Below are 21,416 nucleotides of genomic sequence, written 5' to 3'. Positions count from 1 at the left end.
CGCTGGGCCGGTTCACCCGCTTCGGCGAAGAATTTTTCGATACCGCCCGGCGTGTAGGTGATCAGGAGCCGCACCGTGCTGGTGGGCTCGAACCGCTCCAATGTGCCCTCAGGGATATGGATAAAGGACCCGGGGCGGCCTTCGACCGTCTGGTCGCCGATGTGGAAGCGCAGCGTCCCCTCGATGACGTAGACGCTCTCGGTTCCGGGGTGGGTGTGGGGCGGTGGGCCCATCCCCTCCGGAATGGTCAGCTCCATGACGGTCATCGCGCCGTTGGTTTCGTCGCTCGATGCCTTGACCTCGTAGAGGCCGTTCAGCATCCAGAATGCCTTCCCGTCACCGCTGTGGCGCACGTGGGCGTTCTTCGCCATGGGGCCGCTCCTTTTCTGGGTGGACGTCCCAGGTGTTCCCACGGGCGGGCCGGCGGAAGGCCGCTATCCGGGTGCGTGTGACTCCAGTGTCACGAGTCCGGCATGATCGGCCGAACAGGACCTAACTAATCGATGACAGAGGTTGCCGGCCGACGGATTACGAGTCTTGGTCGTCATGGGCAGCCCCACCAGGTCCTTCGCGCTCCAGTTCCCCTGAGAAACTGTCGGGTAACTGATCAACTTCCATTCGTTCTGGCGTCGACCCGACCTCCAGGCTTGGCGATGGCCTCGGAATGATCATGGTGTGTGCCAGTGTGATAACTCCGAGGCCAACAGCGGCCCATGGAGCACAGCAACCAGCCAGCCCGAGGAGCTGTAGCCATCCGGTTACCCGAGATTTCTAAGGGCCGACCGGCCCTGGCGAGACGCCCGTCATCCTCCCTGCGCCTTGATGTGCTCGATGACCTCGTTGAAGTCCTTGGTCGGCGAGAAGTCGATGTACTCGCAGTCTTCGAGCGCCACCGGGACGTGTCCGGGCGACCAGTAGAATGCCTCACGCGCTTCGTAGAGCTCGTCGCCGTCCGGCGTCCGCATCTTCAGCCGTCCCTTGAAGAGGTAGCCCCAGTGCGGGCACGGACAGAGATCACCGGCCAGACCCTTAAGAGCCGGCCCCATGTCGGTGCCCTCGGGCAACCTCACAAAGGCAACGGACATGTCTCCGCCGACCTCCTGAATACGCAGTTCCACTCCGCCACCTTCGATGGCGACAGGAGTGTCCTTCCGCGTCGTTGCCGTCATAGCTCCTCCCTGCTCACATAACCGAGGGACACAGGTCCCTCCCCTCCAGGCTGGACCCGGCAGCTACACAGCGCGATACGGAGTTGGGGTCGAGATCAGAATCGGAGCGCACCTTCAGCTGGCTCGTCCGCAACCGGCGCCTCACCCGCGACTACGAGCGGCTCACCGCGACCTCCGAGGCCATGGTCAAGGTCGCGATGATCCGACTCATGCTTGCCCGGCTGACCTACTCGGCGCCGCACTGGAGCACAGCAACCAGCCAGCCTGAGGAGCTGTAGCCACCCGGTTACCCGACAGTTTCTGAGCTAGGACGGATTGCGAGCGATCCTGGTAGAGCCATGCGGATCACCCTGGTCGTCGCCGTCACCAGCACGGTCAATCACCGGCTGCCGCCGGAGTCGTACGTGCCGCTCTGCGCGGCCGTCGCGGCAGTGCTGGGTGTACGTACCGGTCCCGGGATCGGTACGGGCTGCCTATGGGAGCCAACTGCACCGTTCAATCCCGCCGTTTGTCGCTGCCGGCGCGGTGGCGGAACCCGTCGGCGTGGATGATCTTTCCGTGGGGATGCCTTGGCGGGGGCGTGCGGCGGATGGCGACGAGGGCTGCGTCGTCGGCGAGGCTTCCGCCGGTGTGGGCCAGCAGATCGCGCCGGATGTGCTGGAGCAGGGCGTCGGGAGAAGCTCCGACCCATTGGGCGGTACGTTCCGCGAAAGGATAGAACTCGCCTTTCTGATTGCGGGCCTCGACGATCCCGTCGGTGAAGAGCAGGAGGGTGTCGCCGGCTTCGAAGGTGAACACGTCGAGGGTGTAACCCGCGGGGCCCACGCCGACGCCGAGCGGGGGCGCGGGGTGCAGGCTCGGGACGGTGACGGAGCGGCCGGGGCTGAGGAGCAGGGGCGCCAGGTGGCCGCAGCTGGTCATCCGGGTGACGGGGTCGTGGTCGGGGATTTCCATGAGCAGGGCGGTGACGAAGCGTTCTCCGGCCTCCTCCTCCGGTTCGAAGTCGTCCAGGTAGCGGCCGACGCTCTTTTCCAACGCGCCGGCGAGAGCGGGCAGGGCGGTGTGCTGGTGGGCGGCTTCGCGGAAGGCGCCGAGCAGGAGGGCTGCTTCTCCGATGGCGGCCAGGCCCTTGCCCCTGACGTCGCCGATCATCAGGCGCACCCCGCCCTCGGTGCGGGTCGCGGCGTACAGGTCACCGCCGATCTGGGCCTCGTCCTCCGCTGCCAGATACATGCAGGCGATCCGCAGGGGGCCGATCTGCTCCGGGAGCGGCCACAGCAGGACGTGCTGCGCGGCTTCGGCGACCGAGCGCACCTGCGCCAGCTGGCGTCGGCGTCGTTCGCGCACCACGCAGAAGAAGACGATCAGGCACGAGAGCACTGCGATGGCGAGGATCTGGACCATCACGTTGCGTGAGAACAGCACGCCGAAGTGCCAGCCGATGAACGCCTGGGCCGCCACCGCCATGAGCCCGATGGCCCCGGTTGTGCGGGGGCTGGCGAAGGAGGCGGTGAGGGCGGGGGCGATGACCAGCAGCGGACCGAGGTGTACGTCCTCCGGGACCAGGAGGTCCACGATCGTGATCACGACGATGAGCACGACCGGGATCGCGACCAGCGCGTGGCTCGTCTGCCACGGCTGCCGCGGACCCGCCCGGCGCGGCCACGGCCCCATCTCTCCACCATGCACCGTCTCCGAGCGGTCGACGAGCGCAGACCACGGCTGCCGCGGATCTGCACCAGCGGAGAGCGGCCCGTCGGTCACGGTCGCTGTGAGTGTCAGCGGTGGTGTGGAGGGTGAGGTATGGGTGGGTGAGGTGGCGGTGGCGGGATGTGGACCGTGCCGGGTGCGGATTCGGGCCACAGCAGGACGGGGCAGGGGGCGTGGTCGACGATGAATCGGCTGGCGGGTCCTGGGCTGCAGGGCCCGAGGTGGGTGCGGTCGCCGTCGCGGGGCGCCTTCTGCCCTGACGTTGGTGTGCAGGTAGATGCTGTCGTAGCCGGGGGTGGTGGCGGCGAAGTCGGAGGCGATGCGCACCATGGTGCGTGCCAGGCCGTGCCGTCGGTGCTCTGCCTTGACGTAGACGCGGACGAGCTGTGCGGTGGTCCCGTGGGGGTAGCGCTCGGCGAGCCAGCGGGGGTGTGGCGGGTGGACCGGGCCCGCCGAGCGCACTCCGGTCGTGGCGAGGTGCTGACGGCACGATGACGGCAAGCCCGCGGTCTCAGACCATCGCGACGCAGGAAGTCACCCTCCTCGGGCGCTTCACCCAGCAACGCGCCATGGTGCGGGAAGCCTTCATCGCGGCAGACGAGGCGGAGGGGTTCGTCAGCGCACAGTCCCTGCACGCCCGGCTGCTGACCACCGACTCGCCGGTTGGTCTGTCCACGGTCTACCGCACGCTCAGCGCACTCGCCGAAGCCGGCCGCGCCGACGTCGTACGGTACGGGCATGGCGAGCGACTCTTCCGCTTCCGTCCCGGCTCCGACCACCGTCACTACCTGATCTGCACCGAATGCGGTGTCAGCGTGGCGCTGGACTCGGTGGCGGTGGAGAAAGGGGCTGCTGGTGTAGCCCGGACAAGCGAATTCACCGCCGTCCGACACACCGTCGAACTCACCGGCACGTGCCCCGACTGCGGCCACTCAGCGGGCAGTTCTCCCCGGGGCTGACGCGACTGCCCCGGCACCGCAGCGAGCCAATGGCGGCTTCCGTGCGGCAGCGGGGCAGTGAGCGAACTGCTCGGGAGCGGGCTACTTGGGGGCGTAGGGGAGCAGAGCCATCTCGCGTGCGTTCTTTATCGCGCGTGCCAGCTGTCGCTGCTGTTGCGCGGTGACTCGGGTGACCCGGCGGCTGCGGATCTTGCCGCGGTCCGAGATGAACTTCCGCAGCAGATCGGTGTCCTTGTAGTCGATGTACGTGATGCCGGCCTGGTCCAACGGGTTGGGGCGAGCCTTGGCGGGCTTACGGGGATCGGGGCGGCGGGCCATGGGAATTCCTTGTCTCGGTCGATCGGTAAGCCGGTGGGAAGTCGGCCTGTATGCGGTGAGAAGCTGCGGCCAGGGTTCAGGAGACGGGATCGAGGAGCGCGTCGAAGGAGGCCGGAAGGTGCTTCCATGCCTCGCGCCCGCCGGCGAGTTCGGCTTCGGTCAGCAGGCAGGAATCGAGCAGTCGCTCCAAGCCTTCGCGGTCGAGGCCGGGTGCGGTGAAGACCAGGTGCTGGCAGCAGTCGCCGTGTTCGGGATGCCAGTCGAGGGCGGCGGCCGCTCTGCGCATCGGCGGAACCATGTCCCAGGCGGCGTCCGGGAGCGACGCGAGCCACGGGCCGGCATTCTCCACGCACAGGGCACCGCCCGCGGCATCCCAGGACAGCAGGGTGTCGGGACGGTCGGCGAGCCAGAAGCGGCCACGGCTGCGGGCCGCCGCGCATGCCAGGTCTTCCAGTGCCTGGTAGAGCCGTTCCGGATGGAAGGGGCGGTGGCGGTGCCACACGAGGGTGGCGACTCCTGACTCGTCCGCTTCTTGCGGCAGCAGTGCGCAGGCCGGGTGCTGGGCAGCGCCAGCTGCCTCGACGTCGAATCCGGCGAATGCGACCTCCGCGAGCTGCCTGGAAGCCGCGGACACGCGGCGTGCGGTGGGGTGCAACTGCGCGAGGAGCGCACGGTCCTGGTCGTCCGCCGCCTCCTCCGACCCGTCGACGAGTGCGAGGACGGGGGCGTACTCCAGCTGGCGCGCCCAGGTGTCCCCGATGGTCCGCTGATCGGTTGCGGCCGCCGCGAGGCCCGCCTCCGCCAGGTCGTCCCCGTTGGACAGATACGGCAGTACGAGCGCGGGGTCCACCGCGGTCATCACATTGGAGAGCGTCAGCGTCTCGCCGCCGTACGACGCAATGACCTCGGCCATCGCTCGGGGCTCGACGGAGTCCCAGAGTTCGACCACCGCCAGCCGGTACAGGCCGCTGTCGGCCAGCCGCTGGAGTTCGGGCACCAGGTCCTCGCGCAAGGCGCAGCACGCGCAGTCGTTGACGAGGGGTGTCTCGCCGGAGGACAGCTCGCCCGAGGCGTCCCGCACGGTGCGCCGTACGGTTCCGTCCGCTGCCGTCGAGAGGTCGTGGTGCAGCGCGACACTGCCGCGCACGGTATGCAGTAGCCGCAGCACGACCTCCGCGCGGGCGTCGGAGTGCAGCCCGCCGACGATGACGACGGGGAGCTTGTGGTTCTCCGCCATCACTGTGCCCCGCGCCGTCCGTACCGCCGCTCGAAGCGCTCGACACGGCCGGCCGTGTCAAGGACACGAGCCGTGCCCGTGTAGAAGGGGTGGCTCTGTGACGAGATCTCCACGTCGATGACGGGGTAGGTCTTGCCGTCCTCCCACTCGACCGTCTTGTCGCTGGTCGTGGTCGACCGGGTGAGGAAGGCGAAGTCGGCTGCCTTGTCGCGAAAGACGACGGGCCGGTAGGCGGGGTGGATCCCAGGCTTCATGAAGGTGTCCCTGTCTGCGAGGTCGGTCTGCGAGGTCGGCTCATGGGTCAGCGTTCTTCTCGGAAGTCGACATGCCGGCCGGCCACCGGGTCGTACTTGCGCAGGACCAGGCGGTCGGGGTCATTCCGCCGGTTCTTGCGGGTGACGTAGGTGTAGCCGGTCCCCGCGGTGGAGCGGAGCTTGATGATCGGGCGTAGTTCGTTGCGTGCCATGGGCGCTACTATATGGCAATGAAATCCATTGTCGATAACGTCTCCGAGGAGAGGTAGCCAACACCATGTCCGCCCACTGCCAACTGACCGGCGCCAAGCCGGGCTTCGGCAAGACCATTTCCCACTCGCACCGGCGCACCTCTCGCCGGTTCGACCCGAACATCCAGCGCAAGCGCTACTGGCTGGCGAGCGAGGGGCGCCACATCCGGCTCACCCTCAGCACCAAGGGGATCAAGACGGTCGATGCCATCGGCGTCGAGGCCGCAGTGGCACGTATCCGCGCACGAGGGGTGAAGGTCTGATGGCAAAGCAGAGCAAGATCGCGAAGAATGAGCAGCGCAAGGTGATCGTCGAGCGGTACGCGCCCCGGCGTGCCGAGCTGAAGGAGATCATCCGGCGGCCGTCGTCCACCGACGCCGAACGCGTCGCCGCCCAGGCCGAATTGCGGCGTCAGCCGCGCGACGCCAGTGCCACCCGCGTGCGAAACCGCGACAGTGTGGACGGCCGGCCCCGCGGCCACCTGCGGAAGTTCGGCATGTCCCGAGTGCGCACGCGCGAGCAGGCGCACGCCGGGTTCCTCCCCGGCGTCACCAAGTCATCCTGGTGACGTCCTGCTGTTGATGCCTCGTCGGTCTCGCGCAGTGCCGGCTGGACTCGTGGGTGCGAGCGCGAAGCGCGTGCGACGGTGATGCTGCTGCGGCCCGGGTAATTGCCTGGGCCGCAGTTCTGCTCGGCGAGACGATCACGCCCGCGCGTGGTGAGTCGCCCCGTGAGGCGCCCGAGGTTCAGGCGTGCCTTTCATCAGTGTGTTGAAGGGGCGTACCGATGGGCCACGCAACACCAGACAACCCGAGTCGCCCGTTCACGCTTGTCACCTGCACCAACTGCCAAGGCGCCACAGGTGAACCGTTAATGGGCCGACTGCGCCAGGCCGTCCCTACCTGCCCGTACGACATCATGATCGCCACCGGGTGCCTGAGCGGACTGCTCCGCTGCAGTCCCTCCGTGGGTCTGCATGCCGCGGTGCAGCCGTGCCCGAAGGCCGTATTGGCGCAGACCGCACTGACCCTCTGACGCCGGCCGAGAAGGCCGCCCGCCAGGTGGAAGCTGCAGACGGTCTGGTCATGTTGACGCCGTCGACGTCCGACCGCCGACCGCCGACCGCCGAGCGGGTGGAGTGGCCGCGCTGGCACGCCACCTCAACCCCCCTGCCACGTTCGTCAACGCTTCGCGGCAGTCGGAACCAGGGGTGGAACTGCCGTCGTCGTTTCTGCGTCTCGCTCCGGAGGCTCCTGAGGGTGGCGGGCTCGGCTGGAACCGGTGACCGCGTTGCGGTCGCGCCCCAGAACCGACCCGGGCGTGATGTCGGTGGTGTGGCGGGCCCGGCGACCACTGCACCCTGAGCGGCTGGCGGTTGCACTGGCCACCGTCATGGCCGGAGCGGTGCTCAGCCGAGGGCACCTGCGGCTGTTCAGTCGACCAGGGGCAGTCGTGAGTTTGCGGTTGGCCGGAGCGCACTTGGAACTGCGCGAAGCGGGGCTGCTGGCTGGAGCTCGACGCTGAGAGCGGCTGGCGTGCCGCATCCCCGCAACGGCGCACACTGGCCTCGTGGTTCTGGCGTGACTACTACGGCGAACGCCGCAGGGCGTGGCCGTAAAGTGCCGAAGGACCCAGGGAGTTGAAAGAGCGGGAGCCAGCACGTCTCGGCGGATCCGACACGACTGCAGCACCGCCGGGGCTGGCGGTGTCGAGGGCAGGGCGAGGAGCCCGGGGAACGGCTCGACAGACTGCTGAAGCGCTCATAGCCGTGCCGTCCGACGCGACGGTCTCCCGTCACGAGGTCACACCGCCTGGCGTGTACTTGCTTGCTTTCAGGGTCCCCATCTCCGGCCGTGGAGCAGGCGGGGGAGTGCCGGGTTGGGCAGTGCCGTGGCTGCGACCACTGCCCAACCCGGGGTTTTCAGGACTGCGGTACCAGGGCGGGGTGCTCGTGTTCGCAGACATCGTCGTCGAGACCGTAGGTGTCCCACGCGGGGAACGGGTCGTCGGTGAGCTGTTCCCCGTCGGCGAGGAGACAGTCGGCCAGGGCCGCTCGCAGAGGCTCGGTGCGCAACCCAGTGCCAATGAAGACCAGTTCCTGGCCCTGCCTGTCGTCGGCATCGCGGGCGCCAGAGGGTTCGAAGCGGGCCACGGCCCCGGCCTGCGACCACAACCCGGTGACATTCGGGCGGCTGGCCAGCCAGAAGAAGCCTTTGGAGCGCAGGATCTGGCCGTAGGTGCCGCTGTCGAGTCCTTCGGTGACGAAGGTCCACAGCCGGCCGGGGTGGAAGGGCGCATCGGCGCGGAAGACGGTGCTGGAGATGCCGTATTCCTCGGTCTCCGGTACGTGGTCGCCGTTGAGTTCGCGCACCCAGCCCGGGGCCAGCTGGGCCCGCTCCAGGTCGAACAGACCCGTGCCGAGGACGTCGCCGGCCCGCACCCGCCCGTGCCGCGCGGGCACGATGCGGGCGGCTGGGTTGAGGCGGGCGAGTGCGGCCTGAAGGCGTTCGGCGCTGTGTGTATCGACGAGATCGGTCTTGTTGAGGACGATGACGTCGGCGAACTCGATCTGGTCCATCAGCAGGTCGCTGACGGTGCGTTCGTCTTCCTCGTACTGGTCCAGGCCCCGCTCGGCCAGCCCGTCGCCGCCGTTCAGCTCCGGCAGGAAGTTGGCAGCGTCGACGACGGTGACCATGGTGTCGAGTCTGGCCAGGTCGCCCAGGGTCGCTCCGTCGTCGCGCGGGAAGGCGAAGGTGGCGGCGACGGGCATCGGTTCCGAGATGCCGCTGGATTCGATGAGGAGATAGTCGAAGCGGCCCTCGCGGGCCAGCCGGTCGACCTCTTCGAGGAGGTCGTCGCGCAGGGTGCAGCAGATGCAGCCGTTGGTCATCTCGACCAGGCGTTCCTCGGTGCGGGAGAGCGCCGCTTCACCGCCGCGCACCAGTGTCGCGTCAATGTTGATCTCACTCATGTCATTGACGATGACCGCGACGCGCAGGCCCTCCCGGTTGCCCAGGACGTGATTGAGCAGGGTGGTCTTGCCCGCTCCGAGGAAACCGGACAAGACCGTGACGGGCAGTCGGTTGTGCGTCATGCCGTCGGCTCAGCTCTCCGGGCGCAGCAGGCAGCGTTCGTACGCCTTGGCCAGTCGCTGCGGGACGAGGTAGGGAGTGCCGTCGACGGTGACGGGCACAAGCTGCGGGGTGCTGGCCTTCCACTGAGCGCGGCGGTGGCGCGTGTTGCTGTGGGACATCTTCCGCTTGGGTACAGCCATGGCGACCTCCTGAGTGGCTAGGTGACGGCTCACTCTATATGAAAACGGATTCCATTTCCAAATGTGTTCCCACGTTGAAGGTGCTTGGGGGCTGACGGCTCACTGCCGTGCAGGAGCCGTGGTTCGCCCACCTGTCACGCTGCCTCTGCGTCATTCCAAGGGATGGACGTTGGTGGGGGGTTGATGTTCAGGAGTGCTATGCGGCCTCCTCGCTCTGCTACGGCGAGCATGCGCCGCCCTATCCATGCAAGGGACGTGGCGGGGGAAGTCAGGTGCCATGCGGTGAGGGAAGGGCATCCGTTCCTCTGGCCCCGGATTCCGGCGTGCCAAAGCCGGACGGTGTAGTCGGCCCCGGCCGTCGCGAGCATGTCCCCATCACCGGGGTGCCAGGCCACCGCCGATGCGCATACAGGGAGGACGGCCAATCGCGTCGGCCGCCTGGGGCCGATGGACCAGAGTGACAGGTGTCGCTCAGCCGGTACGGCCAGCCGGTGCCCGCTCTCGCTGAAAACAGGCGCGTGCTGGCCAGAGGTGTCCGCGCACTCGACCGGCCGCACGTTGGGGCGGTGCGTCTGCCGCAGCAGGGTCTTGCGCCGCTGCGTCGAGCAGGCAGCCCAGCGGCCGTCGGCGGACAGCGTGAGATCGTCCGGTGTGCCGCCGTAGACATGGACGGCGACCGGCTCGCGGCGCATGGGCATGAAGCAGCGGACGTGATCTGCCAGAGATACGGCCAACAGGCGTCCGCCCTGCACGCAGGCCATGTCGGTGGCTGCTGCCGGGAGGGGTGCAGCGGACCACTGCACCACGCCGTCGGTGTCGTACGTGGTGACGTTGCACCCTTCCGCAATCGCTACGACGCCCAGCCCCCATCCAGCCGGCGCGGATGCAGGCCATGGAAGTGGTCCGCGTGATCAGCCTGCCGTCTGCGGCACGCCATAGGCCGAATCCGCGGGGGCCGGCAAGGGCCAAGTGGCGCCCATCGGGAGAGAAGGCGAGATTCTAAGGGCCTGTCCGACGGGTTGCGCGCTCGTGAGGCCCAGGTGATGGACACGTGAGGGTGATGGATGGCTGTCAGAACCGTTTGAGCTGGAATGCGCGCCTACTGTGTTTCGCGTCAAGGCATCTGGCTTTCGCCAACGGTCCGTACTCGAAGCCGGGTTGGCGAGCCTTCACAGGAGGAGCTGCCCATGAGTGTCCGCCACCTCATCCCGACTGTCCTGGCCGCCATCTTGATGAGCGCCACCGCCGGTGTCATCACCGCCACACCAGCGGCTGCCGACCCCTGCGGCTTCTACGAGACCGGCTCGGACGCCTTCTACAACCACTGCACTGGCGACGGCTCGAACGTTGTGATCGAGGTGGAGGTGTTCGGCCCGAACTACGACAGGTGTGTCGGTCCCGGCAGGACGTGGCTTGGCTCTTCCAGCAGGATTCAGGGTGCGCACTACGCTGGACGCACCTGCTGATCGCTATCGTGGCCCCGCCCATCCGTCAGACAGGGCCTACGGCCTGTCCGGCGGGTCGTAGCCTTTCGTGTGAGATGAGGCCGGGGGCCGACTGCAACCCGATCAGAGCGGGCAGGGCCGTGGTGTCCACAGCGCACTACTCAGAAAGGCTGATATATGCGCATCCGTGTTGTCCTCTCCGCCACTGCCCTGGCCGCCATCGCTGTCCTCGGTGGCGCAGGAGCCGCCGCCGCCGACGGACACGACGACGGCAACGTCGTCATCAGCAAGCAAACGTGGTCCCCCAACACCATCACCGACAACTTCAATCGAAGTTTCAACAGCGCCTCTTCCTTCGGCGACATGGTGCTGGATTAAGGACTTCCGGGGGATCATCGGCGGAGCCACAGCCGGATCGCGGCGAGGGTGACCGTTCCGTGAAAGACGCACGCTCTCTTGTCGTACCGGTCGCCACGGCACGGAAGCCCTTGAGCGCGTTGATGGTCCGTTCGACTTCGTTCCTGCGCGCATACCGCGCCCGGTCGAAACCAGTGAGGCGACCGCCCCGGCTGCCGCGCCGTCGGCGGTTGGCCCGCTGGTCCCGGCGCTCTGGGATCGTGTGTCGGATCTGCCGTCGCCGCAGGTATCGGCGGTTTCGGCGCGAGCTGTACGCCTTGTCGCCGCACATGTGGTCTGGACGCATCCGCGGATGCCCGCCCGCCTGCCGCGGGACACGGATGCGGTCCAGCACCGGGATCAACTGCGGTGCGTCACCCCACTGTCCGGGCGTGACCCGGATGGCCAGCGGACGGCATCCGCCATCACTCGCCAGGTGAATCTTCGTTGTGAGACCGCCGCGTGAACGGCCGATCGCCTCGTCGGGATGATGCTCGGCAGGGTGAGCGCGTCGCCCCGGTGTCTGGGCCGACTGATGGTGGGCCCCTGCGGCATGCTGGTGGGCACGGCACACCGTGGAATCCACGCTCACCACACTCCAGTCGATCCGGCCCTCTGAGTCGGCGTCGGCTTGGACGGCCCGCAGGACCCTCTCCCATGTACCGTCCGCCGACCATCGCCGGTGTCGATCATGAGTCGTCTTCCACTTGCCGAACCGAGCGGATAAGCCCCCCACGGTATGCCGGTTCGCTGCCGGAAGAGGATGCCGTTGATGACGGTGCGGTGGTTCTTCCACCGCCCGCCCGACCCGCATTCCTCGGAAGGCGCGGCCCCAGCCGGACCACAGCCCAGCCGGTCCCGCAACGCATGGCCGACATCGCCGTCCAGGTCGCGGCCGGCCTCGCCGCGGCCCACCGCGAGGGCGTCGTCCACCGCGACATCAAGCCGAGCAACCTGATGCTGGCCGCCGACGGCACAGTGAAGATCACCGACTTCGGCATCGCGCATTTCACCGAGGAAGCCGGCAGCGTGACCGCCGGGCAGGTCGTGGGCTCCAGTTGGTACCTGGCACCGGAGCGCGGGCTGGGCCGTCCTGCGGGACCTCCGTCCGATGTGTACTCCCTGGGCTGCGTCCTGTACGAGCTGGCGACCGGTCGTCCGCCGTTCCGGGGAGACAACCCGGCGGCGGTGGTTTACCAGCACGTGGACGTGCCGCCTGCACCGCCCGGCCGGCTGCGCCCCGGGCTGCCAGGGGCGTGGGAGGACTATCTGCTGCGGCTGCTGGCAAAGGAGCCCGGCCGGCGTCCCACGATCGAGCAAATAGCCGACTGGTTCGCCGCCTGGCGGGCCGAGCGGCCCCAGCCACCCTTGCAGGCCGACGGCCTCACGAAGACCATCGCGCCCTCCACCGCGCTCACGCCCCTGCCGGCGCGCGGAGTCATGACTGGCCGGACCAAGGCATTGGCCTGCGTGACCGGAGCTGTCGTGTTCGCGGTCGCAGTCGGGGTCGGCATGACCTTGAACTCCGACGGGGCCCGCCCCTCCTCCCGCCCGTCCGCACCGTCCCCCACTGTGACGGGCGCTTCGTCACCGTCGTCGGCCGATTCCTCGGCCCCCACCACCCCTTTGCCCTCCGCCTCCCCTGCCACTTCCCGGCCCGCAAGCAGCAGTGCCGCGCCCTCCACCGGACACGGCACCAGCGCCTCGCCGTCGACCACGCCGACGGCTCACACCACAGCGTCGGCCGAGCAGCCGACCGCCCCGGCTTCCCTTCCGCCGAACAAGCCGGACCGGAAGAAGAAAGGCCCCAAGCACTAATGAGTTGAGTCGAGTTGGCTTGAGCCGAGTCGACTCGGGCCGTGTGCGGAACTCTGTCGACGGCCGGAGATGCGTGAACCCCGGGACGATGGGTCCCGGGGTTCGAGTCGGCCCGTACAGCGTGGTCAGAAGCCGGTGGTCTGCACCGTTACCAAGCCGGTGACCGGGGAGACGGGCAGGGCGGGTGCGAGGGACTGGGCGGTGCCGATGACATCGCCGACGCTCACCGTGCCACCGTGCCCGGCGACCTCGGCCCCGGCGCTGGCGAGTCCACCGGAAATGCCGTCCAGCTCGCTGTCGGAAATCTCGCAGGCGCCTATCTCAGAGGTGAAGCCCTTGTGCATGGCGTGCCCTTCCCTTCAATGCTCTGGGTCCTTGAATTCGCACAGCAGTGCGTCGGAATCATCCATCCGAGCAAGAGTGTTGGTGAATGCGCGAATGTCGTTCTGGAAGCTGATGAAGAGCAGGCCGGGGGTGGGCTCGTCGGTGCTGTAGGAGCGGCGGAGCATGAGGCCAACGCCGACCACGTTGGGGTTGGCCCGGCGGACATGGGCGTCGGCCGGGACGAGGTAGCGCCCGTCCGGTGTTTTGGCGCCGAGGTTCGGGTCCCAGACTGCGGTCCCGCCGGAGAGGGGCACGCCGGTGGCTCTGCGCCGACCGAAGACCGCCTCCTGGTCGGCGACGGAGAGCGCGGTGAACCGCGGCAGGTCGAGTTCCATGCGCCGTACTACGGCGATCGTGCCGCCGACGACGGGAGCCAGCCCGGCCAGCCACAGATGGCGTTGGTGTTCGGCCGCCGTGTGCGGGCCCACGATGCCGTCGATGAAACCGAGCAGGTTTCGTGGCGCGGAGATGTCCTTGTCCACGGGGATGTTCGGACCGCGGCGTCCGGACTGCCGCCAGCGTTCACGTATCCGGTGGCCGGCCTGCTCCAGAAGCGCGGCGGCGGCGACCGGTAACAGCAAGGGGTCGCTGGCGCAGATCTGTATCAACAGGTCCCCGCCGCGGGCCTGCGGGGCGATCTGCTCGCGGGAGAACCTGGGGAGGTCTGCCGCGCCGAGCAGGGAGGGATCGGCCTGCGCACCAGCCGTGGGCCCACCCCCATCGTCACGGTGAGATCGCCCGGCGGCAGGCCCAGCAGTCGTGGATCGGTCCCCGCGGTGAGCGTGTGAACGGCCTGGCCGAGTTCGGCCAGCAGGGGGCCGACGGCCACGGAGTCGCCGAGGTCGGCCACCACCGCCAGGAGGTTCGGCTGGGCCGGTTGTGGGAGCGTGATGCCTGCCTGATAACGGCCGGTTGGCGACACCGGTGGTGAGCCAAGGGCGGAGAGGCGGCCCGCCGGTGAAGACGGCCGCCTCTGTGGCTGCGCCCGGCTCCTCGTCGAGGGGCCGCCCCTTCACCCCTGCGGATACCGGTCCTGCAGCACCGAGTTGACCAGGGCCTGGACGTCCTCGCGATCCAGGCCCTCGCCCTGGGCCCGTGCCATCCAGGAGCGCAGTTCCTCGCGCAGCAGGGAGTCGGCCGCCGACTTGGGGCGGGCGAGGGTGCGGCTGACGAAGGTGCCGAGGCCGGGCCGTGGTTCGACCAGGCCCTCGCGTTCCAGTTCGCGGTACGCCTTCAGTGTCGTATTCGGGTTGACCTTGGTCGTTGCGGCGACCTGCGCGGCGGTCGGCAGGCGGTCGCCCTCCACCAGGATGCCCAGCCGCAGGGCCTGCTGGACCTGTTGGACGATCTGGAGGTAGGTGGCAAGGCCGCTGCGGCGGTCGATGCGGAATTCGATGCTGCTCACCGCCTCTCTGCCGCTTGTACGGTGACGGCTGTCCGTGTCGCTAGCGTTGCTGTTGCTGCTGGTGGCGCTATCGGCACTGGCGCCACGGCCGGTGCGTTCCCCGGCCGCTTGATGATCAGGGCGCCTGCGGCAGGGGTCAAAGCACTGCCTGGACCGGAGTGTGGTCCCAAGGGCGGGCGTGCGCTCAGGCTAATGGGTGCCAAGTGGTTCACAACGGCCGCCGACGGACCCGCCATACGACGAGCGCGAGCACGACCGCCGTCAGCGCCAGCAGGATTCCCGCGCCGAGCCACTGCATTCCCGGCATCTGTCCGTAGTCGAAGTACTGGATCACCTGGTTGGCGATGCCCAGTTTCGCCCGGCAGGCGACGTCGGCGCTGTGGTCGGCGGAGTAGCAGGTGACTTGGTCGAAGCGCTTGCCGTTCGCGGTCGCCGCCCACCAGTCGAGCTGTACGGCGTCGTGGGGGATGCCGCGGGAGGTGCCGCGGCCGCCGCTGTCGTACGGGAACGTTACGGAGCGCGGTGTGCCGAGCCTGCCGCGTATCTGGTCGAACCAGAGCAGGGCGGTCACCAGGGCGAGGGCTGCGGTCGCCGCCATCGCCGCCACCACCCGCTTGCACAGCAGGCCGAGGGCGATGCCTCCGGCCGTCATGAACAGGGTCATGGCGACCGGGACGGGGCCGGTGATCTCGAACGCGCCGCCTTCGAGCCAGTCGCCGTACATCGCATGCTCATGGGCCGGCGACCACAGCCAGGTGAAGGCGGCCGACAGCAGCGTGGTGCACAGCGTCGCAAAAGCCAGCGGCAGGCCGAGTGTGACGGCGATCCAGCGGCCACGGCCGACCGACTGCGTCATCACCAGCTTGATGGTGCCCCGCTGCTGCTCGCCGGCGATCAGCGGCGCCCCGAGGAAGACGCCGACGATGGCAGGCACGAATTCCAGGAATGCGCTATCGCGGCCGAACGTCGAATTGAACCTCTCATCGAATTTGGTGGGCATGCCGAACCCGTCCAGGGAGGCGGCCTTGGTGTTCAGGAAGTCCATCAGGCCGATGCGCTGGTAGGCGAAGAGCGCGCAGCCGGCGACGGTGATCACCAGGCCGACGAGCAGTGCGGCGCGGTGCCGGCGCCAGACCAGCCAGAGGAGGCCGTGCAGGATGCCGCCGGGGGCCGTCGTCGGGCTGCCGGTGGTAGTTGTGTTGCTCATCTGGCTCATGGTCACCGTGCTCGTGTGGCCCGTGCTACGTGTGCTGCTCACGCCGCGACCTCCCCTTCAGCATCTGCCGACCGCCCGGCGATCTGTCCGCCGATCCGGGCGGCGTTCGTGATCAGCGTGGGCGCGTCGGGCGATCGCAGATAGGCCAGGAGGACCTCTTCCATGTTCGGCGTCACCGCCTCCCAGCTGTCGGACAGTGGGCCGCCGGGCCGGATCACGGCGCTGAACTGCCGCCCGGTGACCCGGGATTCGACCACGGTGTGCTGCTGGCGTAGCTCCTCGGGCACACCGCCGTCGCGCCCACCGTCACCGCTCGCCACACCCCTCACCAGCCTGTGCGCGGGCACCAGATCATCGATGTGTCCGGCCATCCGCAGCCGTCCCTCGGCGAGGACGAGCAGGAAGTCGCACATGTCCGCCATCTCGGAGAGGATGTGGGACGACATCAGGACGGTCGTGCCGTGCTCGGCGGCCTCGGCCATCAGCAGCCCCGACATCTCACCTCGGGCGACCGGGTCGAGATTGGCCATCGGCTCGTCGAGGAGCAGCAGTTCGGGCCGCTTGCCGAAGGCGAGCGCGAAGGCGACGCGGGCGCGCTGACCGCCGGTGAGGGCGCCGACCCGGGCCGTGAAGGGGACGTTCCCGGAGCGTACGATCCGCTCCGCCAGCGCCTGGTCCCAGCGTGAGTTCAGCTCGCGGCCCAGGCGCAGGGTCTCGGCCACGGTGAAGCGCGGGTAGAGCGGCTTGTCCTGGGCGAGGAAGGCGACCCGCTCCAGGACGGCGGGGTCGGACACCGGCACACCGAACAGCTTCAGGGTCCCGGTCGTCTGCTGCACCAGCCGGCTCGCGGTGCCCAGGAACGTGCTCTTGCCCGCGCCGTTCGGCCCGACGAGCGCACATACCTGCCCCACCGGGAGCCGGAAGGAGCAGTCCTGCAGTGCCCAGCCGCGGCGGTATTTCTTCCCCAGACCTTCGGCCTCGATCGCCCATGGGCTCGGGTCACGCACCCGAATCCCCCCTTTAGCTAGTTGATTAGTGGAATGAGTATGGTGAGCGGCCCGGAGGCGTGTCAAGCAAACCGCGAGGGGCGGGGATGGTCGCGGCGGCAGTCGTCCCGGCGACGTTCCGACGGCACTGAAGGCGGCGTCGCAGCCGTACCTGCCGGGGCCGGTGACGGAGCTGTTCCCGCATCTGCTGCGGCATTCCAGTGCCACCCACAACTTCGAGCATGGGATGACGTTGTGGGAGGTGCAGCGGTTGCTCGGGCATATCTGGACGGCTCCACCATTAATACTGCAACCGCACTCATTGCGTCACCGCAGGTCAGACGGGCCTCGCCCGCTACTACGAGCGCCGAGTCACCGTGACCGACGCCTTCTTCGACTTCGCCGACACGATCATCACCGTCCGTAGCCCGATCCGGGGGTCATGGACCACCCGCCGATGGGGCGAACGCCCGAACCGCCGCCCATAACAGCCCACCTATCTGTGCGACCTCTACCGCAAGATCCTCAGTGATCAGCTCACGCAGGTCCGGTTCCGCATCCATCGCCACCTGCTGTACCTCCTCTCCGGATCGTACGAAGCGGCGGCCGCCACCCGCCGGGCATCCCGGGCATCCATGATCGCCGACGCGTCAGGCGATCAAGAGCGCAGGCAGCCGCTCACGACCGGCACGAGGCCAAGACCGACGAACCACACCAGGCCCGCGACCAGCCAATTCAGGTTGGTTGGTGGCCTCTCATTTCAGGCAGGGCAGGACCGGCATCCTGACTGGGGTTCCCTTCCGTCACTCGCCCTCTGACTGGCGCTGTTCCGCAGCGCCGCGCGTGCCCGTCACTCGCCGGCTCACTCCGCCGACGGCATCTAAGCGCTTAACATGGCTGATGGCGCGGGTCGGTGAAAGGCGGGGAACGTGGCAAAGGCGGCGACGGTCTACGACGTGGCGCAGCGCGCCGGTGTGTCGATCGCGACTGTGTCGATGACCTTCCGCCGTCCGCACAAGGTGAGGGAGGAGACCCGAAAGATCGTCCTGGCCGCCGCGGAGGCACTGAACTACGTGCCGAGTGCGAGTGCACGTGGGCTGGCGCATGGGCGCACCGGGGCGTTGGGTCTGTACTCGTTCGACTACTTCCGCCCGGAGTCGGTGGAGGAGCCCGGGGACGGGCAACTGGCCGGTCGGAAGCAGTCCGGTGACGGGGTCGCTGTGGTGCGGGACGACGCGGAGGATGATCACCTGCGGTTTCCGCTGTACGTGGATGAGGTGCAGCGCGGTGTCGAGCTGGAGTGCTGGCAGCGTGGTTACGCGCTGCTGATCGGCGGGGGCAGCCGGGCGGACAGCGCGAGGGCGGTGACTGACATCGTGGCGCGGGTCGACGGGCTGGCGGTCTTCCCCCACACCGTTCCGGACGACGTGCTGGAGCGGATCTCGCAGCGGATTCCGGTGGTGGCGTTGTCGGAGGGGCCACAGCACGACGGGCTCAGCACGGTCTCCGTGGATAACCGCGGCGGGATGCGAGTGATCACGGAGCATCTGATCGTCGGGCACGGGCTGCGGGACCTGCTGTTCGTCGGCGACATCAGCACCTTCGACGCGCGGGAGCGGTTCGCCGGGTTCCGGGCTGCGCTGCGGGCGGCGGGGCTGCGGGTTCCGCGCAAGCCTCTGGCGCGGCTGGCCGTGGACGAGACCGACACTGGCGGTGTGATCGCCGGGGTGCTGGCGGAGGGCGGTCTGCCGGAGGCGTTCGTGTGCGTCACCGACGAGGCGGCGCTGAACCTGATGGCTGCGCTGGCCGAGCACGGGGTGCGCGTCCCGGAGCAGGTCGCGGTCACCGGGTTCGACGGGATCGTGGCGGGACGGGTGGTGCGTCCGGCGCTGACGACCGTACGGCAGCCCATGCAGGCGATGGGCCGGGAAGTGGTGGACATCCTCGTGGCGCGGATCGCCGATCCCGCAGGTCCGCCGATCGCGCGCCGGCTGCCCGTGCAGGTGGTGCTGCGGGAGAGCTGCGGCTGCTCGCGGCCCTGACCCCTCCCAGCTCACACCCCTGAAGGCTTGCTGACACTCCCCTCGCGCACACTCCGTTTCCTGATCTTTGAGGGTGGATCGTGCCCGTAACGTAACCGGCACGGACCCTTTACAGCCACGACTCTAAGCGCTTAGATTCCCGGCACGCCACCAAATCTAAGCGCTTAGATCGGTTAGATTGCGGCGCTTTCACCTCATCCCGTCAGGATGGGTTCCAGCCAGGAGAGGAGCAGCGATGGTGCCGAGAAGGGCTTCCGTGGCCGCAGTGTGTATGGCCGCCGCGTTGGTGCTGACGGCGTGCGGGCGGAGCGGCGGGGGCGGCGCGTCAGCGCCCGCGGGCTCGGTCCCCTCGGGCAAGGTGACCGGCACGATCACCCTGTGGGCGCAGGGCGCCGAAGGGGAGAAGCTGCCGAAGCTGATCAAGGGCTTCGAGGCGGCGAACCCCGGGGTGAAGGTGAAGGTCACCGCGATCCCGTGGGATGCGGCGCACGCCAAGTACCAGTCGGCGATCGCGGGCGGTACCACGCCGGACGTGGCGCAGATGGGCACGACGTGGATGGCCGACTTCGCCGACTCCTTCCAGACGGTGGCGCGTGGGATCGACACCGGCGACATCTTCCCGGACGCGAAGGCCGCAGCGGTGGTGAAGGGCGACACGGTGGGTGTGCCGTGGTACGTGGACGCCCCGGTGATCTACTACCGCACCGACCTGGCGAAGAAGGCCGGCTACACCAGTCCGCCGAAGACCTGGCCCGAGTTCAAGGCCATGGCGAAGGCGATGCAGACCAAGGCCGGTGCCAAGTGGGGGGTCGCGCTGCGGCCCGGCGGCGGTGGCTCCTTCCAGACCATGCTGCCGTTCGTGTTCTCGAACGGAGCGTCGCTGATGAACAGCTCCGGCAGCAAGTGGACGCTGGACAGCCCGCAGATGGCCGGCGCGATGAAGTACTACCAGAGCTTCTTCACCGAGGGCATCGCCGACCGCAACCTGTCCATCGCGCCCGGCGCGCAGGAGTCGGCGTTCGTCAAGGGCAGGACACCGATGCTCATCACTGGCGGCGTGGGGATCAGTGCTCTGAACCAGGCCGGGGGAGCCGGTTTCGAGCGCAAATACGCCGTGATGCCGTTCCCGAAGAAGCAGAGCTCCACCTCGTTCGTCGGCGGCTCCAACCTGGTCGTCTTCCGTAACTCCGAGCACTCCGCAGCAGCCTGGAAGCTGGTGCAGTACCTGTCGAAGGCCAAGGCGCAGGCCGACTGGTACAAGACCACCGGCGACCTGCCCGCCGTGCAGTCGGCCTGGAACGAGCCGGGACTGCGCACAGACCCGAAGCTCAAGGTGTTCAAGAAGCAGCTGGACTCCGTCCAGGCGCCGCCGGCGAACACCGCGTGGACGCAGGTCAGCGCCGCCGCCGACAGCCAGTTGGAGCGGATCGTGAAGGGCACGGATCACGGATCCGTCCTCGGCACTGAAGTCCCTGCAGAGCAGCGCGGATTCGATCGGAACAGGGAACTGACCGATGGCACCCAGTACCACCAGCGCCCCGGTCGGCCGCCGCAAGACCGACCGGGCTGCCGGGCCCGGACAGCCCGGCCCGAGCCGCGGCCTGAGTGAACGGCGGTGGCAGGGCCTGAGCCGCGCCCTGAGTGGACGGCGGCGGCAGGGCCGGAGCCGCGCTCCGAGTGACCGGCGGCGGCAGGGCCTGGCGGCGTGGCTGTTCGCGCTGCCGTTCCTCCTGGTCTTCGGGTTCTTCATGCTCGTCCCGCTGGTCTCCTCCTTCCTGATGTCGTTCACCGACTTCCGCGCCACGGACGTACAGAGCCCGTTCGGGGTGAACTTCGTCGGACTGAGCCAGTACGCGGAGTTGTTCGGCGACGCGCAGTTCCGCAAGGCCATGTTCAACACCGCGTTGGTCGTGGTGGTGGGCATCCCGCTGACCATGGCGGTCGCCCTGGCGCTGGCCATGGCCCTCAACAGCGGCATCACCCGGTTCCGCGCCGCCTATCGCGTCGGCTTCTACACCCCGGTTGTGACCAGCATCGTCGCCGTCGCCGTGGTCTGGCGGTTCATCCTGCAGCCCGACGGACTGTTCAACACCCTGCTCGGCTGGGTCGGCATCACCGGCCCGGACTGGCTGCACAGCACCACATGGGCGCTGCCGTCGCTGATCGGTATGACCGCCTGGCGCAACATGGGCACCCTGATGGTCATCTTCCTGGCCGGGTTGCAGAACGTCCCGCCGGAACTGCACGAGGCGGCCATCGTGGACGGCGCCGGCGCCTGGCAGCGCTTCCGCCGGATCACCGTGCCACTGCTGCGCCCGACCCTGCTGCTCGGCGCGATCCTGCTGTCGGTCGCCTATCTGCAGTTCTTCGAGGAGTCCTTCGTGATGACGCAGGGCGGCCCGCTGAACTCGACCCTGTCGGTGAGCTACTTCACCTACAACCAATTCGGCTTCGGCAAGTACGGCTACGCCTCGGCCGCCAGCTACGTGCTGTTCACCGTGATCGCCGCGCTGAGCGTGATCCAGTTCCGTCTGCTGCGGCCCAAGGACTGA

General features: G+C 68.5%; 24 protein-coding genes and 7 pseudogenes. 14 read left to right on the top strand and 17 right to left on the bottom strand.

Going from position 1 to position 21,416, the window contains the following annotated elements; genetic code table 11:
* Both AB0D04_RS29975 and AB0D04_RS29970 read right to left on the bottom strand, forming a co-directional pair.
* A partial coding sequence (locus AB0D04_RS29975) for a cupin domain-containing protein (RefSeq protein WP_362709528.1) occupies window positions 1–371 on the bottom strand: 371 nt, incomplete at its 3' end.
* A gap of 432 nt (window positions 372–803) precedes the next feature.
* Window positions 804–1,169, bottom strand: a complete 366-nt coding sequence (locus AB0D04_RS29970) for a hypothetical protein (RefSeq protein WP_362709525.1) — start codon at window positions 1,167–1,169, stop codon at window positions 804–806.
* A gap of 101 nt (window positions 1,170–1,270) precedes the next feature.
* On the opposite strand from AB0D04_RS29970, the pseudogene AB0D04_RS29965 reads away from it, so the two are divergent.
* Window positions 1,271–1,447, top strand: a pseudogene (locus AB0D04_RS29965) (IS5/IS1182 family transposase); the annotation flags it as partial.
* A 217-nt stretch (window positions 1,448–1,664) separates the two neighbouring features.
* On the opposite strand, the gene AB0D04_RS29960 reads toward AB0D04_RS29965, so the two are convergent.
* The 3 genes and pseudogenes from AB0D04_RS29960 to AB0D04_RS29950 all read right to left on the bottom strand — a co-directional run.
* Window positions 1,665–2,843 (bottom strand): PP2C family protein-serine/threonine phosphatase, encoded by a 1,179-nt coding sequence (locus tag AB0D04_RS29960; protein WP_362709532.1) that lies wholly within the window; start codon window positions 2,841–2,843, stop codon window positions 1,665–1,667.
* 104 nt (window positions 2,844–2,947) lie between these two features.
* Window positions 2,948–3,121, bottom strand: a pseudogene (locus AB0D04_RS29955) (universal stress protein); the annotation flags it as partial.
* 25 nt (window positions 3,122–3,146) lie between these two features.
* A pseudogene (locus AB0D04_RS29950) lies at window positions 3,147–3,341 on the bottom strand (GNAT family N-acetyltransferase); the annotation flags it as partial.
* 29 nt (window positions 3,342–3,370) lie between these two features.
* Between AB0D04_RS29950 and AB0D04_RS29945 the strand changes: the two are divergent.
* Window positions 3,371–3,838: a Fur family transcriptional regulator gene (locus AB0D04_RS29945; RefSeq protein WP_362709522.1), complete on the top strand. Its 468-nt coding sequence runs from the start codon at window positions 3,371–3,373 to the stop codon at window positions 3,836–3,838.
* A gap of 81 nt (window positions 3,839–3,919) precedes the next feature.
* On the opposite strand, the gene rpsR is transcribed toward AB0D04_RS29945, so the two are convergent.
* The 4 genes from rpsR to rpmG all read right to left on the bottom strand — a co-directional run bounded on the left by rpsR (window position 3,920) and on the right by rpmG (window position 5,859).
* Complete coding sequence (gene rpsR / locus AB0D04_RS29940) at window positions 3,920–4,156, bottom strand: 30S ribosomal protein S18 (RefSeq protein ID WP_362709520.1); 237 nt, start codon at window positions 4,154–4,156, stop codon at window positions 3,920–3,922.
* A 76-nt stretch (window positions 4,157–4,232) separates the two neighbouring features.
* The gene (locus AB0D04_RS29935; RefSeq protein WP_362709517.1) at window positions 4,233–5,393 is read right to left on the bottom strand and encodes a GTP-binding protein; all 1,161 of its coding nucleotides are present in this window, start codon (window positions 5,391–5,393) and stop codon (window positions 4,233–4,235) included.
* Window positions 5,393–5,647 carry a type B 50S ribosomal protein L31 gene (locus AB0D04_RS29930; RefSeq protein WP_362709515.1) on the bottom strand — a complete coding sequence of 85 codons (255 nt, stop codon included), beginning with the start codon at window positions 5,645–5,647 and terminating at the stop codon, window positions 5,393–5,395. Before AB0D04_RS29930 ends, AB0D04_RS29935 begins: the two co-directional genes overlap by 1 nt.
* Before the next feature lie 47 nt (window positions 5,648–5,694).
* The gene (rpmG, locus tag AB0D04_RS29925) at window positions 5,695–5,859 is read right to left on the bottom strand and encodes a 50S ribosomal protein L33 (protein ID WP_362709513.1); all 165 of its coding nucleotides are present in this window, start codon (window positions 5,857–5,859) and stop codon (window positions 5,695–5,697) included.
* Between the two features lie 65 nt (window positions 5,860–5,924).
* Here rpmG and rpmB point away from each other — a divergent pair, with 65 nt between their 5' ends.
* The 4 genes from rpmB to AB0D04_RS29905 all read left to right on the top strand — a co-directional run bounded on the left by rpmB (window position 5,925) and on the right by AB0D04_RS29905 (window position 7,422).
* On the top strand, window positions 5,925–6,161 hold the full coding sequence (gene rpmB / locus AB0D04_RS29920) for a 50S ribosomal protein L28 (RefSeq protein WP_362709512.1): 237 nt from the start codon (window positions 5,925–5,927) through the stop codon (window positions 6,159–6,161).
* Window positions 6,161–6,466 carry a 30S ribosomal protein S14 gene (gene rpsN / locus AB0D04_RS29915; RefSeq protein ID WP_362709510.1) on the top strand — a complete coding sequence of 102 codons (306 nt, stop codon included), beginning with the start codon at window positions 6,161–6,163 and terminating at the stop codon, window positions 6,464–6,466. The genes rpmB and rpsN overlap by 1 nt, the downstream gene beginning before the upstream one ends.
* Before the next feature lie 305 nt (window positions 6,467–6,771).
* Window positions 6,772–6,933 carry a hypothetical protein gene (locus tag AB0D04_RS29910; protein WP_362709507.1) on the top strand — a complete coding sequence of 54 codons (162 nt, stop codon included), beginning with the start codon at window positions 6,772–6,774 and terminating at the stop codon, window positions 6,931–6,933.
* 288 nt (window positions 6,934–7,221) lie between these two features.
* The gene (locus tag AB0D04_RS29905; protein WP_362709530.1) at window positions 7,222–7,422 is read left to right on the top strand and encodes a GTP-binding protein; all 201 of its coding nucleotides are present in this window, start codon (window positions 7,222–7,224) and stop codon (window positions 7,420–7,422) included.
* A gap of 397 nt (window positions 7,423–7,819) precedes the next feature.
* Here AB0D04_RS29905 and AB0D04_RS29900 read toward each other — a convergent pair whose 3' ends face one another.
* Window positions 7,820–8,992 carry a GTP-binding protein gene (locus AB0D04_RS29900; protein ID WP_362709505.1) on the bottom strand — a complete coding sequence of 391 codons (1,173 nt, stop codon included), beginning with the start codon at window positions 8,990–8,992 and terminating at the stop codon, window positions 7,820–7,822.
* A gap of 9 nt (window positions 8,993–9,001) precedes the next feature.
* A complete protein-coding gene (rpmF, locus tag AB0D04_RS29895) occupies window positions 9,002–9,172 on the bottom strand; it encodes a 50S ribosomal protein L32 (RefSeq protein WP_362709502.1) in 171 nt (56 codons plus the stop codon).
* A gap of 1,187 nt (window positions 9,173–10,359) precedes the next feature.
* On the opposite strand from rpmF, the gene AB0D04_RS29890 reads away from it, so the two are divergent.
* Both AB0D04_RS29890 and AB0D04_RS29885 read left to right on the top strand, forming a co-directional pair.
* The gene (locus tag AB0D04_RS29890) at window positions 10,360–10,638 is read left to right on the top strand and encodes a DUF6355 family natural product biosynthesis protein (protein ID WP_362709500.1); all 279 of its coding nucleotides are present in this window, start codon (window positions 10,360–10,362) and stop codon (window positions 10,636–10,638) included.
* Window positions 10,639–10,794: 156 nt separating this feature from the next.
* Entirely contained in the window at window positions 10,795–10,995 is a 201-nt protein-coding gene (locus AB0D04_RS29885) for a hypothetical protein (RefSeq protein ID WP_362709498.1), read from the top strand.
* A gap of 14 nt (window positions 10,996–11,009) precedes the next feature.
* On the opposite strand, the pseudogene AB0D04_RS29880 reads toward AB0D04_RS29885, so the two are convergent.
* A pseudogene (locus tag AB0D04_RS29880) lies at window positions 11,010–11,882 on the bottom strand (IS5 family transposase).
* Between AB0D04_RS29880 and AB0D04_RS29875 the strand changes: the two are divergent.
* Window positions 11,881–12,831, top strand: a complete 951-nt coding sequence (locus AB0D04_RS29875) for a protein kinase (protein ID WP_362709495.1) — start codon at window positions 11,881–11,883, stop codon at window positions 12,829–12,831. The pseudogene AB0D04_RS29880 and the gene AB0D04_RS29875 overlap by 2 nt on opposite strands.
* A gap of 125 nt (window positions 12,832–12,956) precedes the next feature.
* Here the strand turns inward: AB0D04_RS29875 and AB0D04_RS29870 are convergent, their stop codons facing one another.
* From AB0D04_RS29870 to AB0D04_RS29850, 5 genes and pseudogenes are all read right to left on the bottom strand, one after another.
* Window positions 12,957–13,175 (bottom strand): hypothetical protein, encoded by a 219-nt coding sequence (locus AB0D04_RS29870; protein ID WP_362709493.1) that lies wholly within the window; start codon window positions 13,173–13,175, stop codon window positions 12,957–12,959.
* 42 nt (window positions 13,176–13,217) lie between these two features.
* Window positions 13,218–14,140, bottom strand: a pseudogene (locus AB0D04_RS29865) (Dyp-type peroxidase); the annotation flags it as partial.
* A gap of 87 nt (window positions 14,141–14,227) precedes the next feature.
* Window positions 14,228–14,620: a GntR family transcriptional regulator gene (locus AB0D04_RS29860; protein ID WP_362709491.1), complete on the bottom strand. Its 393-nt coding sequence runs from the start codon at window positions 14,618–14,620 to the stop codon at window positions 14,228–14,230.
* A gap of 208 nt (window positions 14,621–14,828) precedes the next feature.
* Window positions 14,829–15,827, bottom strand: coding sequence for an ABC transporter permease subunit (locus AB0D04_RS29855; RefSeq protein ID WP_362709489.1), 999 nt, complete (start codon window positions 15,825–15,827; stop codon window positions 14,829–14,831).
* A 47-nt stretch (window positions 15,828–15,874) separates the two neighbouring features.
* Window positions 15,875–16,843: an ABC transporter ATP-binding protein gene (locus tag AB0D04_RS29850; RefSeq protein ID WP_362709486.1), complete on the bottom strand. Its 969-nt coding sequence runs from the start codon at window positions 16,841–16,843 to the stop codon at window positions 15,875–15,877.
* Between the two features lie 89 nt (window positions 16,844–16,932).
* Here AB0D04_RS29850 and AB0D04_RS29845 point away from each other — a divergent pair.
* From AB0D04_RS29845 to AB0D04_RS29825, 5 genes and pseudogenes are all read left to right on the top strand, one after another.
* Window positions 16,933–17,111 (top strand): annotated as a pseudogene (locus AB0D04_RS29845) (tyrosine-type recombinase/integrase); the annotation flags it as partial.
* 58 nt (window positions 17,112–17,169) lie between these two features.
* A pseudogene (locus AB0D04_RS29840) lies at window positions 17,170–17,310 on the top strand (IS5/IS1182 family transposase); the annotation flags it as partial.
* Between the two features lie 441 nt (window positions 17,311–17,751).
* The gene (locus AB0D04_RS29835; protein ID WP_362709483.1) at window positions 17,752–18,864 is read left to right on the top strand and encodes a LacI family DNA-binding transcriptional regulator; all 1,113 of its coding nucleotides are present in this window, start codon (window positions 17,752–17,754) and stop codon (window positions 18,862–18,864) included.
* 256 nt (window positions 18,865–19,120) lie between these two features.
* The gene (locus AB0D04_RS29830; RefSeq protein WP_362709480.1) at window positions 19,121–20,473 is read left to right on the top strand and encodes an extracellular solute-binding protein; all 1,353 of its coding nucleotides are present in this window, start codon (window positions 19,121–19,123) and stop codon (window positions 20,471–20,473) included.
* On the top strand, window positions 20,379–21,416 hold the full coding sequence (locus tag AB0D04_RS29825; RefSeq protein WP_362709477.1) for a sugar ABC transporter permease: 1,038 nt from the start codon (window positions 20,379–20,381) through the stop codon (window positions 21,414–21,416). The genes AB0D04_RS29830 and AB0D04_RS29825 overlap by 95 nt, the downstream gene beginning before the upstream one ends.

Source organism: Streptomyces sp. NPDC048483 (assembly GCF_040651455.1).
Taxonomy (GTDB): domain Bacteria; phylum Actinomycetota; class Actinomycetes; order Streptomycetales; family Streptomycetaceae; genus Streptomyces.
This window is presented reverse-complemented; position numbering and strand designations above follow the sequence as displayed.

Coding starts and splice junctions, on each gene's coding strand:
- AB0D04_RS29890 (WP_362709500.1), top strand. CDS start 10,360: ATGAGTGTCCGCCACCTCATCCCGACTGTCCTGGCCGCCATCTTGATG.
- rpmG (WP_362709513.1), bottom strand. CDS start 5,859: ATGGCACGCAACGAACTACGCCCGATCATCAAGCTCCGCTCCACCGCG.
- AB0D04_RS29935 (WP_362709517.1), bottom strand. CDS start 5,393: ATGGCGGAGAACCACAAGCTCCCCGTCGTCATCGTCGGCGGGCTGCAC.
- rpmB (WP_362709512.1), top strand. CDS start 5,925: ATGTCCGCCCACTGCCAACTGACCGGCGCCAAGCCGGGCTTCGGCAAG.
- AB0D04_RS29905 (WP_362709530.1), top strand. CDS start 7,222: ATGTCGGTGGTGTGGCGGGCCCGGCGACCACTGCACCCTGAGCGGCTG.
- AB0D04_RS29970 (WP_362709525.1), bottom strand. CDS start 1,169: ATGACGGCAACGACGCGGAAGGACACTCCTGTCGCCATCGAAGGTGGC.
- rpsR (WP_362709520.1), bottom strand. CDS start 4,156: ATGGCCCGCCGCCCCGATCCCCGTAAGCCCGCCAAGGCTCGCCCCAAC.
- AB0D04_RS29900 (WP_362709505.1), bottom strand. CDS start 8,992: ATGACGCACAACCGACTGCCCGTCACGGTCTTGTCCGGTTTCCTCGGA.
- rpmF (WP_362709502.1), bottom strand. CDS start 9,172: ATGGCTGTACCCAAGCGGAAGATGTCCCACAGCAACACGCGCCACCGC.
- AB0D04_RS29825 (WP_362709477.1), top strand. CDS start 20,379: ATGGCACCCAGTACCACCAGCGCCCCGGTCGGCCGCCGCAAGACCGAC.
- AB0D04_RS29855 (WP_362709489.1), bottom strand. CDS start 15,827: ATGAGCAACACAACTACCACCGGCAGCCCGACGACGGCCCCCGGCGGC.
- AB0D04_RS29885 (WP_362709498.1), top strand. CDS start 10,795: ATGCGCATCCGTGTTGTCCTCTCCGCCACTGCCCTGGCCGCCATCGCT.
- rpsN (WP_362709510.1), top strand. CDS start 6,161: ATGGCAAAGCAGAGCAAGATCGCGAAGAATGAGCAGCGCAAGGTGATC.
- AB0D04_RS29945 (WP_362709522.1), top strand. CDS start 3,371: ATGACGGCAAGCCCGCGGTCTCAGACCATCGCGACGCAGGAAGTCACC.
- AB0D04_RS29960 (WP_362709532.1), bottom strand. CDS start 2,843: ATGGGGCCGTGGCCGCGCCGGGCGGGTCCGCGGCAGCCGTGGCAGACG.
- AB0D04_RS29870 (WP_362709493.1), bottom strand. CDS start 13,175: ATGCACAAGGGCTTCACCTCTGAGATAGGCGCCTGCGAGATTTCCGAC.
- AB0D04_RS29930 (WP_362709515.1), bottom strand. CDS start 5,647: ATGAAGCCTGGGATCCACCCCGCCTACCGGCCCGTCGTCTTTCGCGAC.
- AB0D04_RS29875 (WP_362709495.1), top strand. CDS start 11,881: ATGGCCGACATCGCCGTCCAGGTCGCGGCCGGCCTCGCCGCGGCCCAC.
- AB0D04_RS29910 (WP_362709507.1), top strand. CDS start 6,772: ATGGGCCGACTGCGCCAGGCCGTCCCTACCTGCCCGTACGACATCATG.